This window comes from Lentibacter sp. XHP0401 (assembly GCF_025751535.1).
Taxonomy (GTDB): domain Bacteria; phylum Pseudomonadota; class Alphaproteobacteria; order Rhodobacterales; family Rhodobacteraceae; genus Lentibacter.
The window spans coordinates 78555-91231 of sequence record NZ_JAOWLC010000010.1 but is presented as its reverse complement, the minus strand read 5'-3'; the positions used below and the strand labels follow the sequence as shown (position 1 = coordinate 91231).

Here is a 12677-nt window from a genome sequence, read left to right as displayed (position 1 = left end):
TGCGCTAGAGCAGGCGCAAGACAGCTTAGGGGCGCGCTATGGATCATTTTCTCTACAACAACGGCGAACTCTACGCCGAAGACGTGCCGCTGAGCGCGATTGCGGCGGCGGTTGGCACGCCGTTTTACTGCTATTCTACGGCCACACTGGAGCGCCATTTCCGACTCTTTGACGAGGCCCTGGAGGGGATGGACCATTTGGTGTGTTACGCCATGAAAGCGGCGTCAAACCTTGCGATTCTCAAGGTGCTGGCCGATATGGGCGCCGGAATGGATGTGGTCTCGGGCGGTGAATATGCGCGGGCCAAGGCGGCGGGTGTTTCGGGTGACAAGATCGTATTCTCCGGTGTGGGTAAAACGCGCGACGAGATGCGCGTGGCGCTTGAGGGCGGTATCCGCCAGTTTAATATCGAGAGTGAACCCGAGATGGAGCGGCTCAACGCGGTTGCGCTTGAGCTGGGAGTGAAGGCCCCGATCACCATCCGCGTAAACCCTGATGTAGACGCTAAAACCCACGCCAAGATTGCCACCGGAAAGAGCGAGAACAAGTTTGGTATTCCGATCGCCAAGGCGCGCGCGGTTTATGCCCATGCGGCCCGCCTTGAGGGGCTTGAGATTGTCGGGATTGATGTGCACATCGGCAGCCAGCTGACCGAGCTTGAGCCGTTTCGCCAGGCTTATGAAAAGGTCAAAGACCTGACACTTGCCTTGCGCGAGGACGGGCATGAGATTCGCCGTCTTGATCTTGGCGGCGGGCTTGGCATTCCTTACGAGCGCTCAAACACTGCACCGCCTTTGCCAACCGATTACGGCAGGATGGTGAAAGAGGTTCTGGGTGAGCTTGACTGCGAGATCGAGATTGAACCGGGGCGGCTGATTGCAGGAAATGCGGGTGTTCTTGTAAGCGATGTCGTTTATGTGAAGCAGGGTGAGGGGCGGCAATTCCTCATTCTGGATGCCGCGATGAACGACCTTATCCGCCCTGCGATGTATGATGCTTACCACGATATTATCCCTGTGGTGGAGCCTGCGGCAGGGGCCGAGCCTGAGGTTTATGATATAGTCGGACCTGTCTGCGAAAGCGGTGATACTTTTGCCAAAGCACGCTCTATGGCCGCGATGCGTGAGGGGGAACTGGTCGCTTTTCGCAGTGCCGGCGCATATGGCGCGGTGATGGCAAGCGAATACAATTCCCGGCCACTCATTCCCGAAGTTTTGGTGAAGGGTGATCAATTTGCTGTCATTCGTCCACGTCCGAGCTTGGAAGAAATGCTCGCGCGCGATACGATACCCGAGTGGCTGGACCGCTGAGGCGCGATTTGGCTGCAAATCAGTGCTGATATCGGCGGAGAAGCGGCTTGCCAGACCCAGAAAAAAAGCCAGAGCGGATTGATCTGAAAGATCAGGTCATGCTCACTTTTATCGGTCTTTGGGCCGAGCGGCTTTGTGTGGGATTCTGGCCGCTCTGGTCGGCTGTTATTGCCACTCTGGCCTTTTTTTTCCTCGGTTTGCATGATGTTTTGCCGCTCGAGATTGTCTGGGGCTTCATTGTTCTGGCTGCTTTGTCGGCGGGTTTTGGTGCTTGGTATGCATGGCGCCGTTTTGTGGCTCCGAGCCGTGAAGAGGCCTTGGAGCGTATTGATGCGAACCTTCCAGGCAGACCTATTCGCGCGGTGCGCGACAGGCAGGTGATTGGCGCAGGGGATGCCGCCTCGGAGGCGCTTTGGCGTGAATATCAACGCCGTATGATTGAGAAAATCCGCAGCGCACGCGCGATTCCGCCGACCATCCGCCTTGCCGGGGCCGACCCGTTCGGGTTGCGGTATGTCGCGCTACTGGCGCTGGCTGTGGCGCTTGTGTTCGGCTCGGTCTGGCGGCTTGGCACGGTTGCCGAGATCGCGGCCCCCGGCGGCGGCGCGGCGGCGGCGGCGATGGGACCAAGCTGGGAAGGCTGGGCTGAGCCGCCGCTTTATACGGGGCTGCCCTCTATTTATCTGAATGATACCGATGCCGATGTGCTGAATCTGCCCGAGGGCAGCGAGGTGACGCTGCGGCTCTATGGTGCGGCGGGCGCGCTTACGGTGAACGAGACGGTTTCAGCGCAACTTAACGAGGTGGCTTCCGTTGCTGCTCCCGAGCAAAGCTTTGTAATTGTGCGTGATGGGGAGCTTGATATCTCTGGCGCCGGCGGACGGAGCTGGGACATTGTTGCGGTGCCTGATGAAGCGCCGCGTATTGACCCGATCGGCCCTGCCGAAACGGCTGCGGGCGGCACGTTTAGTATGCCGTTTGAAGCGGTGGATGACTACGGGATAGAAGGCGGCGAAGCTGTGATTGCGCTTGATATGGCGCGGCTTGACCGACGCTATGGGCTGGCTTTGGAGCCTGAAAGCCAGACGCCGATCACTGTGCCGCTGCCCTTGCCTGTGACAGGTGCACGTGATGATTTTGACGAGACGTTGATGGAGAACTTTTCGCAGCATCCCTGGGCGAACCTGCCGGTGACGATCAATTTCGAGGCCGAAGACGAAGCGGGGCAGACGGGCAGGAGCGGGGCTGTCGAGATCAGCCTTGTGGCGCGCAAGTTTTTCAACCCTGTCGCGGCCGCCGTTGTCGAGTTGCGCCGCGATCTGCTTTGGAACCGCAAGAACGGGCCACGCATTGCACAGCTTTTACGTGCGATTTCGCATCAGCCTGACGACCTCTTCAAGCGTGAGACAGATTACCTGCGCTTGCGGGTGATCTTGCGGCGGATGGAAGCCAAGATTGCTTATGGCGGTCTCGATGACGACACGGTGAGCGAGCTTGCCGGAGCGATGTGGGATTTGGCGCTGAACCTTGAAGACGGCAACCTTGCGGACGCTTTGGAGCGGATGCGCGAGGCGCAGGACAAGTTGGCGGAAGCCCTGCGCAACGGGGCTTCGGATGAGGAGATTGCGGAGCTGATGCAAGAGCTGCGCGAAGCGACCGACGATTATATGCAGCAGCTGGCCCAACAACAGCAGCAAGAGCAAGACGGCGAGCAGGGAGAGCAAGGCGAGAGCATGCAGCTTTCCCAGCAGGACTTGCAGGACATGATGGACCGCATTCAGGAGCTTATGGAGCAGGGTCGTATGGCTGAAGCCGAGCAGGCGCTGCGCGAGTTTCAGGAAATGATGGAGAACATGCGCGTCACCCAGAACCAGAGCGGGCAGGGTGAAGGGCAAGAGGCGATGGAAGGGCTGGCAGACACGCTGCGCGAGCAGCAGGGCCTGTCAGACCAAGCCTTCCGCGACCTTCAGGAGCAGTTCAACCCGAACGCACGCGCGGGCGAGAGCGGCCAGAACGAAGGCCGCAACGGCGGTCAGGGCCGTGGTGAACAGCACGAGGGCCAGGGCGAGGGCGAAGGCCGCGCCGAGCAGGGGCAGAACGGCTCGGGCGAGGAAGAAGGCCAGGGTGAAGGCGGCGGTGGGCAGGAGCAACAGCAGTCATTGGCCGAGCGCCAGCAAGCCTTGCGCGACGAGCTTTCGCGACAGGCCCAAGGCTTGCCGCAGATGGGCGGTGAGGCCGGTGAGGCGGCGCGCGATGCGCTCGACAACGCGGGCCGCGCTATGGAGCAGGCAGAGGAGGCGCTGCGCCAGAACGATTTGGCCGAGGCGATCGACCGTCAGGCCGAGGCGATGGAAAACCTGCGCGAAGGCATGGACAACCTTGGCGAAGCAATGGCGCAGGCTCGCGAGGGCCAGCAGGGCCAGGACGGGCAAAACGCCGAGACAGCAGGGCGCGACAGCACCGACCCTCTGGGACGTAACCGCCGCGGCTTTTCTTCAACCGAAGAGAGCATGGTGGGGAATGAAGACGTTTATCGCCGCGCGCGCGAACTGCTCGACGAGATCCGCCGCCGCACAGGTGAAGCGGGCCGCTCGGACACCGAGCGCAGCTATCTGGAGCGCTTGCTGGACCGTTTCTAAAGCGTCTCGTCTTTAACCTGATATATAAAGTATCGCCAATGTCCCGAGAAGGCGCGGCCTGACAGGGTATTGGCGATTCAATTTTAAGGGCGGGGCGCTATAAGCCTTGTTTTTACTCGCTCGGAGCTGGTGTTTCACCAACTGTCTCGGCAGGCGTTGCACCTTCGGAGGCCATGCCATCAAGCGTGCCCATGAGGCCCCGGACCGTGGCATCAAGCCATGTACGGGCTTCGTTTACGAGCGATACATAGCTCTCCATCACAGGCGCAAGCGCGGGCACGGCGGACGAGATTTGCGGCGCAAACACATAGAGCAGCACCAGCACAACAGCGATGAGCAGCATCATAATGAAGCCGCGCAGGAAACCGCTTTTCCGGGGTTCGGCCTCGCGGGAGGCGGCAACTTCTGTGGCTGTTTTACGGCGTTCGCTGTCTTTGCGCAGGGTCGAGTTGATTTCATCGATGTCTGGCAGAACATCACGGCGCGACCCAGCCGTAGCTATGGCGGCTGAAGCTTTAGCCGGGGGGGGGTCTTCACCGCGCATTCGTGACATACGCTCGCTTGCTTCACGCTGGCGGCGGGCGGCTTCATCATCGGGCTCGCCTATGCCGAGATCGGGTTGCTCTTCGAGCGGGCCGGTTTCGCGTTTGCGGGCTTCGGCTTCGCGGGCGGCCTCTTCGCGCAGAACATCTGTGACCGAGGGATCAAGCTCGCGCTTGCGCTGAAGTGGGGGGGCGGGAGGCTCTTCGACTGTTGGAGCAGGTTCTGGCTGTTCTTCTTCTGCGCTATCTTCCTGAACGAGCGCCTCGCCGAGTTCTTCTGCTAGCTCCGGGTCATTGTCGGGGTGGTTCTGGAACCATGTATCGCCACAGTTCGAGCATTGAACATCACGCCCGCTCTGCGGGATAACCTCATCTGGCACTTCATATTGTGCGCCGCAATTCGGGCAAACCAGCCGCATCTCGCCCCCTTTTATCCCCAAACCAGAACTAAAACTTAATTCACCATAAGGGTTAACCACTTACACGGAAAGAGCAAAGACGCTTTGGGCCAACGCGATTGCAACTTTGCTTGCGCTCAGGCATGGTCTGACGCGTATCGGGAACGGTATTTTGCAGGGTGTCTGGCATGGTGAGGATGAGCGGTGATAGAGCTTAATGATGTGGCTTATAGCTACGGCGACGGAGAGCTTTTGGGCGATCTGACGCTAAGCCTGCCTGCAGGGTCTTTTCATTTTTTAACGGGGCCTTCGGGTGCGGGCAAAACCACGCTTTTGAAGCTGTGTTACGGAGAGCTTTTGCCAACGGCGGGGCATTTGCGACTGTTTGATCAGGACGTGCGCAGCCTAGACCGTGACGGGATTGCCGAGTTGCGCCGCCACATTGGCGTGGTGCATCAGGATTGCCAGTTTCTTGATCATCTCCCGATCGCCGACAACATCGCGCTGCCGCTGACGGTTTCGGGGCATAGCATTGCGAGTGAGCAGGCGAACCTGTCTGAATTGTTGAGCTGGGTGGGCTTGCGCGACCGTGCGAGTGCGCTTCCCCCCGAGCTTTCGGGAGGCGAGCGGCAGAGAGCTGCGCTGGCGCGGGCTGTAATTATGTCGCCTGACATTATTCTGGCAGACGAGCCAACAGGCAACCTTGATTGGGAAATGTCACAACGGCTTTTGCAGCTGTTGGTGGAGCTGAACAAGATGGGCAAAACCGTGGTGATTGCGACGCATGACATGGGCCTTATACGGGCGGCCAAGACACAGGTTCAGGCGCGGGTGCTGCGCATTGCGAACCGCCGTGTGCAGCTTGCGGGGGCGGATCTATGATGCGGGATTTGTTTGATATCAACAGAATAACCGGCTTTATCATTGGTGATGCGCAGGCCGAGCGGGCCGTGCCACCTACGGGATTTACCGCGCGGCTCACGGTGTTTGCCGCCGCTGTTATGGCGTTTCTGGCGGTGTTTGCGCTGGCGCTTTCGGTCTCGGCGGGCCGGCTCTCGGAGCGGTGGGCCAACGAGCTTGCGCAATCGGCCACGGTGCGGATATCGGCGCCCGCAGGACAAATGCAGGCGCAGACGGAAGCTGCGCTTGCCGTGCTTGAAACGACCCCCGGAATTGCCAGTGCACGGGTTTTGAGTGACGGGGAACAGCGCAAGCTTCTGGAGCCGTGGTTCGGGCCTGACATGCCGCTGGATGCGCTGCCTATTCCGCAGTTGATCGAGATTGTCGAGGCCGATGTCGGGCTTGATGCGGAGGCTTTGCGCCTGCGCCTTTTGGGCGAGGTGCCCGGGGCTGTGCTGGATGACCATTCACGTTGGCGCAAGCCTTTGGCCGCAGCGGCGGGGCGGCTCTCGTTCCTCGGGTGGTTCTCGATTGTGCTTATTTTTGCAGTTATGGGGGCGATGATTACGCTGGCAGCCAATGCCGCGCTGGCGGCGAACGCGAAGGTGATTACGGTGATGCGGCTGGTGGGGGCGAAGGACAGTTACATCGCCAGCGCTTTTGTGCGCCGCTTTACGCTGCGCTCGCTGACGGGCGCGGCTGTTGGCATGGTTCTCGGGGTAATTGCCGTTGTGCTCATGCCTGCGGGTGGTGGCGAGGCCGGATTTCTGAGTGATCTCGGGTTTCAGGGCGCAAGCTGGCTTTGGCCGCTTGTTATTCCGCTTTTGGCGGGGGGCGTGGCCTTCGGAGCCACACAGGCGGCCGCGCGCCGCACGTTGAAGGAGCTGCGCTGATGTCTGTCATTCGCTGGGTGATTTCGCTTGTTTTTGTGGTGCAGAACGCGTTGGCGATGCTGGTTTTGGGGATCGTGTTTTTCCCATGGGCGCTGGTCAGTCCGAAGGGTGCGCGAATGGCCTGTAAACTGTATTGCGTGTGGGTGTTTTTTACCGCGCGCTGGATGCTTGGCTTGCGCACCGAGGTGCGTGGCGCGCTGCCTGAGGGCGAGATGCTTATCGCGGCCAAGCACCAGTCTTTCCTTGATATTCTGATGATTTTCCATGCCAGCCCGGCTGCGAAATTTATCATGAAACGCGAACTCCTCTGGACGCCAATCATTGGCCTTTATGCCTACCGCATCGGCTGCGTGCCTGTGAACCGCGGCAAGCGCGGGCAGGCCATCAAGAAGATGCTCGATGATGTGAAAGCGGGCCTGACAACGGCAGGGCAGTTGGTGATTTATAGTCAGGGAACACGCGTAAAACCCGGCGAGAAGAGGCCCTATAAGGTGGGCACATATGCGCTCTATAGCCAGATGAAACAGACCTGCGTGCCCGTGGCGACCAATGCTGGAATGTTCTGGCCCAAGGGCACGATCATGCGCAAAGCGGGGCTTGCTGTTGTCGAGTTTCTAGAGCCGATAGACGCGGGATTGGGGCAGACCGATTTTATGCGCCGCCTTGAAGACGAGGTTGAAGCCCGCTCTGACGCGCTTTTGCGCGAGGCGGGTTATGATGTCTGAGTATATCAATGATATCAGCGAGCTAGAGGCGCTTTACGGGGCGCCGGGCGCAGCGGCAATCCGCAAAGTGGCCTATGAGATGACGCCGCTTTACAGCAAGTGGGTCCGCCGATCGCGCTTTTGTGTGATTTCAACTGTTGGCCCCGACGGGACCGATGGAAGCCCGCGCGGTGACGACGGCCCTGTTATGATCGAGCTTGATAAGCACACGCTTTTGATGCCTGACTGGCGCGGCAACAACAGGATGGATACGCTACGCAATATTGTGGCCGACGGGCGCATTTCGCTTATGTTTATGGTGGCTGGCTCCAACGCTGTGGTGCGGGTGAACGGGCTGGCGAAGGTGAGTGTTGCCCCCGATTTGTGCGAACGGTTTGATGATAAGGGCCGCTTGCCGCGCTCTGTGATTGTGATCAAAATCGGCGAGATCTATACGCAATGCGCACGCGCGCCGATGCGTGCGGGCCTTTGGAGCGAGGGCGACCAAAGTGAGGGTTTGCCCACAGTTGGCGAGATACTGGCCGAGCAGACACAAGGCGAAGAAGGCGGCGCAGCCTATGATGACGGCTGGGCCGAACGAGCCAAAAAGACCATGTGGTAGTGGGCCTTTAGCCGAAGTGCTCTAGCGCCATTTCATCAATCAGGCTTGAGAAAAACGCCTCGACACGCGCGTTTGGCTGACGGGCCGCGACGACCTCGGCCATAGGGTCTGGTGCGCGGGTTGAACTGCCTGACATTTCCTCCATTACCGCATGGCCGCAGAAGGGGACATAGACTTCGGAGTAGCCGCCTTCATGGGCCATCATGAGCTTGCCGTCGCAGAGCCTTTCGGCGGCTTCGCGCACACGGCGGGTCATCTGGCGGAAGGTTTCAACGGTGCAAAGCTGGTGGCCCAGCGGATCGTATGTGCCGGCGTCATAGCCGCAAGCAACGATGATGACATCGGGTTTGAAGCGTTCGAAAGCGGGCACGACGAGTTTGTCCATCGCCTCAAGATAGGTGTTGTGGCCAGAGCCGGGAGGCAAGGGGATATTCATGTTATATCCAAGGCCGACGCCCTTGCCTTTATCGGCCAGAGCGCCAGTATCGACGGGGTAATTGTTTTCTTCATGGATCGAGATTGTGAGGACATCATCGCGTTTGTAGAAGATGTGCTCGGTCCCGTTCCCGTGGTGGACATCCCAGTCGATCACGGCGAAGCGCTTGGCTTCTCCCGCGGCTTTGGCGGCCTCGATCGCGATGGCGACATTGGCAAGGAGGCAGAAACCGTTTGGCCACTCGGGCAGGCAGTGATGCCCCGGCGGACGGGAGAGGGCGTAGGCGTTTTGCAGCTTGCCTGTGAGCACATCGGACAGGGCGGCGCGCGAGAGGCCGGCAGAGAGTGCGGCAAGCTCGTATCCGCCTTTGAGGAAAGGCGTGCGCAACCCGAGGTTACCACCGCCTGCATCGGATAATTCTTTGAATTTTGACAGGAAATCAACGGGATGCACGAGGGCGAGTTCTTCATCGGTGCAGGCGCGGGCGGAACTTAGGGTGAGCTCTTCGCTCAGGCCCGTAACATCCATCAGGTTCTTGAAGCGGCGCTTTGTTTCGGGGGCTTCGGGGAGGCCACCGGCAACCAAGGGCTGCACAAGGCCGCCCACAGGAAATGTCAGCGCGAAATCACCGCCGCCGTGCCAGAATGACTTTTCGTCAAAATAAAAACCCGTGTTTTTTGCCGATGTGCTCATGTGTCTGCCCTCAGTTTCTGCAAGTGCATTAGGGCAAGGATGCGCAGGATTGGCAAGGGCTCGACTATAGGTTTATCGGCCAAGGTTTAACAAAAGCTGAAGATGGCGTTATGTGCCCGCTTCGGGATCATTCTCGGCGCGCACCAGAGAGTAAACACCTTCGGGCAAATCAAGCGCTGCGGCGAGGTCTTGCAGCTGGTTGATGGTGAGTGTGATTTTCTGGGTGGTGTCTGTGCGGGCGTCAAACTGCTCTAGCGTGACGCAGCTTTCAAAGGCGTTGATGACGATATCTTCACCCAAGGGAGCGGCACCCTCATCGACAAGGGTGATGATTGTGCTGTCAAATTCGTGTTCGATTGAAAACATGGGCCTAGAATAAGCGGATGCGCGCCACTTGCAAGGGGGAGCCTTGAAGCGATTTCAAACCCGTGTGATGGGGCTGGCGCGAAAGGCCGCAGGCGGCTATGTTTGTGTAATGCAATAACAGGACGGGCAGAGCGATGTCATTCATGAAAAAGGGTTTTGTGGTGTTGGCTTTGCTGGCCTTGGCAGGGTGTGATGTGCCTGTTGAAACAAGCTCTTCAAGCCCCGCTGCATCGACAACAGCGCCCACTTCAGCGCAGTTGAGCGGACGGGCGGCGGCGAAGCAGTTTGTTGAAGTTGTCGAGACAGTCGAGCCTGTGGCCGAGCGTGAATGCCGCGCGCGGGCGCCGGGGATGAATTGCGATTTCCGCATTGTGATTGATGACCGTCCCGGCCAGCCTGTGAACGCCTATCAGACGCTTGATAAATCGGGGCAGCCTATTATTGCTTTCACCGTTGCGATGATTGCCGATGTGCGCAATGCGGACGAGCTTGCCTTTGTGATGAGCCATGAAGCAGCGCACCATATTGCGGGGCATATTGCCCGCCAGCAACGCAATGCGCAGACGGGGGCTTTGGTGTTTGCAGGGCTTGCCGCACTGACTGGAGCTGACGCGCAAGCCCTTCAAAGTGCTGGAGAAATTGGCGCTCAGGTCGGCGCGCGGACCTATTCGAAAGACTATGAAATCGAAGCGGATGTTCTGGGAACCGTGATCACCAAAAAGGCGGGGTATGACCCTGTGCGCGGGGCGGCATTCTTTGGCCGTATCCCCGACCCCGGGGACCGTTTTCTTGGCACGCATCCGCCTAATGCGCAGCGCATTGAAGCCGTTCGCCAGACCGCATCGCAGCTCTGAGGCCGCGTGAACCAGCTTGACAATATCATCAGTGACCGGGGCTCGCGCTATTCGGTTTCGGGCGGGGTGGCCGATACGAGAGAGGCCGCGGACGCGCTTCTCAAGGCGCTGAAAAGAAATAAGAAATATGCCAAGGCCACGCATAACACCTGGGCGATGATCTTGCCGGACGGAACCCCGCTGAAGGCCGATGACGGCGAGGCGGGGGCGGGTATGGTCATCATCCGGATGCTGGAGCGGGAAGAGCTTTTGGGGCATGTCGTTGTGGTGACGCGGTGGTATGGCGGCAAGCATCTGGGCGGCGACCGTTTTCGCCATGTGCAGGACGCTGTGACAGCCTATCTGGAGGCTTTCATCAGGGGGCGTTAACGTTCTGGTTTATGCCTGATTCCAGGGGGGTGAAAAGCGTGCACAACCCGTGCACCTTGCGTGCACCGCCTGATCGGGCATTTTGGTTTTGGCAAAACCGGTCTGTTTGTGAACAGGGCGCACGGTGAACACATGGTGGACAGGCTGTGAGCGGAGGTTGGCGCAGCGCACGGCGCATTTGCGCTATATCAAAGTTATGCGGCAGATGCGGGTTTAGCCTCAGACCATGGTTTGAAAAGGATTCGCCTGATGACGGTTCACCACCCCCAGTTGCGCGCGCCGCTCGGAAACCCCGCGTTGCACTTTGAGCTGACACGGCTTGCCGCGGCCTGCCTTGGCGCTTGCATGAACACGGCGCTGGCCTCGGGCGCGCTTTCGGCGAAAGACCACGCCGCGCTGATCACCCGCTGCCGTGCCTGCCCGTTTACGCAGGAGTGTGTTGAGGCTCTGGCCGAGGGCCGCGTGCCCGATGACTGCGCAAACCGCACGGTTTTGTGCGGGTTGGTGGGGTAGAGTTTTACGGTGCGCAGTGAGTGCGCACCCCTACAGGTGGCCCCACAAATCATAATCCCCAGCCTCGTCCACCTCGACGCTGACGATCTGGCCAACCTTCAGGCCTTCCGTGCCTTCATCAATGAACAGGTTCCCGTCGATCTCGGGGGCGTCGGCTTTTGTGCGGCAGGTGGCGATGCCGTCTTCGTCGATGTCGTCGATGATGACATCGATACGCTGTCCGACTTTGGCGGCGAGTTTGGATTCTGATATCGCCTGTGCCTTTTCCATGAAGCGCTCCCAGCGGTCTTGCTTCACGTCTTCCGCGACATGATCGGGGAGCGCGTTTGAGCGGGCGCCGGCGACGTTTTCATACTTAAAACAGCCGACACGGTCGAGCCGGGCTTCATCCATCCAGTCGAGCAGAGTTTGGAACTCTTCTTCCGTTTCGCCGGGGTAGCCGACGATGAAGGTACTTCTGAGGGTGATGTCGGGGCAGAGGCCGCGCCACTCGTTGATGCGGTCAAGCGTGCGCTCGGCGTGCGCGGGGCGGGCCATGCGGCGCAGTGTTTCGGGGTGCGCGTGCTGGAAGGGAATGTCGAGGTAAGGCAGGATCAGCCCCTCGCTCATGAGCGGGATAAGCTCGCGCACGTTCGGGTAGGGGTAGACGTAGTGTAGGCGCACCCAGAGATTTCTTCCGGCGCCCAGCTGGCCAAGGTCACGCGCGAGGGTTGTGATGGGCTGCTCGGTGAGGCCGCGGCGCTGCTCGCTTGGCCAATCGGTCCCGTAGGCGGAGGTGTCTTGCGAGATGACGAGCAGTTCCTTGACGCCGTTTTCAACCAGCTTTTCAGCCTCGCGCAGCACGGCTTTATGGGGCCTTGAGGCGAGCTTTCCGCGCATGTCGGGGATAATGCAGAACTTGCACTTGTGGTTGCAGCCTTCTGATATCTTTAGATAGCTGTAATGGCGCGGCGTGAGTGACACGCCCGAGGCGGGCAGCAGATCAATGAACGGGTCGGGCGAGGGCGGGACAACGGCGTGCACAGCATCGAGCACTTGCTCATACTGGTGCGGGCCTGTCACGGCGAGGATGCGGGGGTGATGCTCGCGGATATAATCGGGCTCGGCCCCGAGGCAGCCTGTGACGATGACTTTTCCGTTCTCGGCCAGCGCTTCACCGATGGCGTCGAGGCTTTCGGCCTTGGCGGAATCAAGGAAACCGCAGGTATTGACGATGACCGCATCGGCGCCGGAATAGTCGGGCGAGATGCCGTAGCCCTCGGCGCGCAGGCGGGTGAGGATGCGCTCGCTGTCGACCAGCGCTTTGGGGCAGCCAAGCGAGACCATGCCAATGGTTGGCTGGCCTTCACGGCGTGTTTCAGAAAGCTGGGCGCGGGCGAGATCTGGACGCAGATCGGGAGGATTTTGTGACATGCTCCGCATATAGCGGCCAAATTGC

13 protein-coding genes are annotated in these 12677 nt (G+C 59.7%); 9 read left to right on the top strand and 4 right to left on the bottom strand.

Going from position 1 to position 12677, the window contains the following annotated elements; genetic code table 11:
• Window positions 1–38: 38 nt before the first annotated feature.
• Entirely contained in the window at window positions 39–1310 is a 1272-nt protein-coding gene (gene lysA, locus OE750_RS13500; protein ID WP_263764786.1) for a diaminopimelate decarboxylase, read from the top strand.
• A gap of 47 nt (window positions 1311–1357) precedes the next feature.
• The gene (locus OE750_RS13495) at window positions 1358–3949 is read left to right on the top strand and encodes a TIGR02302 family protein (protein WP_318528001.1); all 2592 of its coding nucleotides are present in this window, start codon (window positions 1358–1360) and stop codon (window positions 3947–3949) included.
• Between the two features lie 112 nt (window positions 3950–4061).
• Here the strand turns inward: OE750_RS13495 and OE750_RS13490 are convergent, their stop codons facing one another.
• Entirely contained in the window at window positions 4062–4910 is an 849-nt protein-coding gene (locus tag OE750_RS13490; RefSeq protein ID WP_263764785.1) for a zinc-ribbon domain-containing protein, read from the bottom strand.
• Between the two features lie 183 nt (window positions 4911–5093).
• On the opposite strand from OE750_RS13490, the gene OE750_RS13485 reads away from it, so the two are divergent.
• Genes OE750_RS13485 through OE750_RS13470 form a run of 4 tightly spaced genes read left to right on the top strand, consistent with a single transcriptional unit; the run spans window position 5094 to window position 8008 of the window.
• Window positions 5094–5771, top strand: a complete 678-nt coding sequence (locus tag OE750_RS13485) for a cell division ATP-binding protein FtsE (protein ID WP_263764783.1) — start codon at window positions 5094–5096, stop codon at window positions 5769–5771.
• Window positions 5771–6682, top strand: a complete 912-nt coding sequence (locus tag OE750_RS13480; protein ID WP_263764866.1) for a cell division protein FtsX — start codon at window positions 5771–5773, stop codon at window positions 6680–6682. The genes OE750_RS13485 and OE750_RS13480 overlap by 1 nt, the downstream gene beginning before the upstream one ends.
• Complete coding sequence (locus OE750_RS13475; protein WP_412176229.1) at window positions 6682–7407, top strand: lysophospholipid acyltransferase family protein; 726 nt, start codon at window positions 6682–6684, stop codon at window positions 7405–7407. The genes OE750_RS13480 and OE750_RS13475 overlap by 1 nt, the downstream gene beginning before the upstream one ends.
• Window positions 7400–8008: a pyridoxamine 5'-phosphate oxidase family protein gene (locus OE750_RS13470; RefSeq protein ID WP_263764782.1), complete on the top strand. Its 609-nt coding sequence runs from the start codon at window positions 7400–7402 to the stop codon at window positions 8006–8008. Before OE750_RS13475 ends, OE750_RS13470 begins: the two co-directional genes overlap by 8 nt.
• 7 nt (window positions 8009–8015) lie before the next feature.
• Here the strand turns inward: OE750_RS13470 and OE750_RS13465 are convergent, their stop codons facing one another.
• Window positions 8016–9137, bottom strand: a complete 1122-nt coding sequence (locus OE750_RS13465) for a class II histone deacetylase (RefSeq protein WP_263764781.1) — start codon at window positions 9135–9137, stop codon at window positions 8016–8018.
• Between the two features lie 108 nt (window positions 9138–9245).
• Window positions 9246–9503: a hypothetical protein gene (locus OE750_RS13460; RefSeq protein WP_263764780.1), complete on the bottom strand. Its 258-nt coding sequence runs from the start codon at window positions 9501–9503 to the stop codon at window positions 9246–9248.
• 143 nt (window positions 9504–9646) lie between these two features.
• Between OE750_RS13460 and OE750_RS13455 the strand changes: the two genes are divergently transcribed.
• The 3 genes from OE750_RS13455 (at window position 9647) to OE750_RS13445 (ending at window position 11239) form a co-directional block, all read left to right on the top strand.
• The gene (locus OE750_RS13455; protein ID WP_263764779.1) at window positions 9647–10357 is read left to right on the top strand and encodes a M48 family metallopeptidase; all 711 of its coding nucleotides are present in this window, start codon (window positions 9647–9649) and stop codon (window positions 10355–10357) included.
• 6 nt (window positions 10358–10363) lie between these two features.
• The gene (locus OE750_RS13450; protein WP_263764778.1) at window positions 10364–10726 is read left to right on the top strand and encodes a YigZ family protein; all 363 of its coding nucleotides are present in this window, start codon (window positions 10364–10366) and stop codon (window positions 10724–10726) included.
• Between the two features lie 249 nt (window positions 10727–10975).
• Window positions 10976–11239, top strand: a complete 264-nt coding sequence (locus OE750_RS13445; protein ID WP_263764777.1) for a DUF6455 family protein — start codon at window positions 10976–10978, stop codon at window positions 11237–11239.
• Window positions 11240–11269: 30 nt separating this feature from the next.
• Here the strand turns inward: OE750_RS13445 and rimO are convergent, their stop codons facing one another.
• Complete coding sequence (gene rimO, locus OE750_RS13440; protein ID WP_263764776.1) at window positions 11270–12652, bottom strand: 30S ribosomal protein S12 methylthiotransferase RimO; 1383 nt, start codon at window positions 12650–12652, stop codon at window positions 11270–11272.
• Window positions 12653–12677: the final 25 nt, after the last annotated feature.

Coding starts and splice junctions, on each gene's coding strand:
- OE750_RS13445 (WP_263764777.1), top strand. CDS start 10,976: ATGACGGTTCACCACCCCCAGTTGCGCGCGCCGCTCGGAAACCCCGCG.
- lysA (WP_263764786.1), top strand. CDS start 39: ATGGATCATTTTCTCTACAACAACGGCGAACTCTACGCCGAAGACGTG.
- OE750_RS13455 (WP_263764779.1), top strand. CDS start 9,647: ATGAAAAAGGGTTTTGTGGTGTTGGCTTTGCTGGCCTTGGCAGGGTGT.
- OE750_RS13475 (WP_412176229.1), top strand. CDS start 6,682: ATGTCTGTCATTCGCTGGGTGATTTCGCTTGTTTTTGTGGTGCAGAAC.
- OE750_RS13465 (WP_263764781.1), bottom strand. CDS start 9,137: ATGAGCACATCGGCAAAAAACACGGGTTTTTATTTTGACGAAAAGTCA.
- OE750_RS13480 (WP_263764866.1), top strand. CDS start 5,771: ATGCGGGATTTGTTTGATATCAACAGAATAACCGGCTTTATCATTGGT.
- OE750_RS13460 (WP_263764780.1), bottom strand. CDS start 9,503: ATGTTTTCAATCGAACACGAATTTGACAGCACAATCATCACCCTTGTC.
- OE750_RS13490 (WP_263764785.1), bottom strand. CDS start 4,910: ATGCGGCTGGTTTGCCCGAATTGCGGCGCACAATATGAAGTGCCAGAT.
- rimO (WP_263764776.1), bottom strand. CDS start 12,652: ATGTCACAAAATCCTCCCGATCTGCGTCCAGATCTCGCCCGCGCCCAG.
- OE750_RS13470 (WP_263764782.1), top strand. CDS start 7,400: ATGTCTGAGTATATCAATGATATCAGCGAGCTAGAGGCGCTTTACGGG.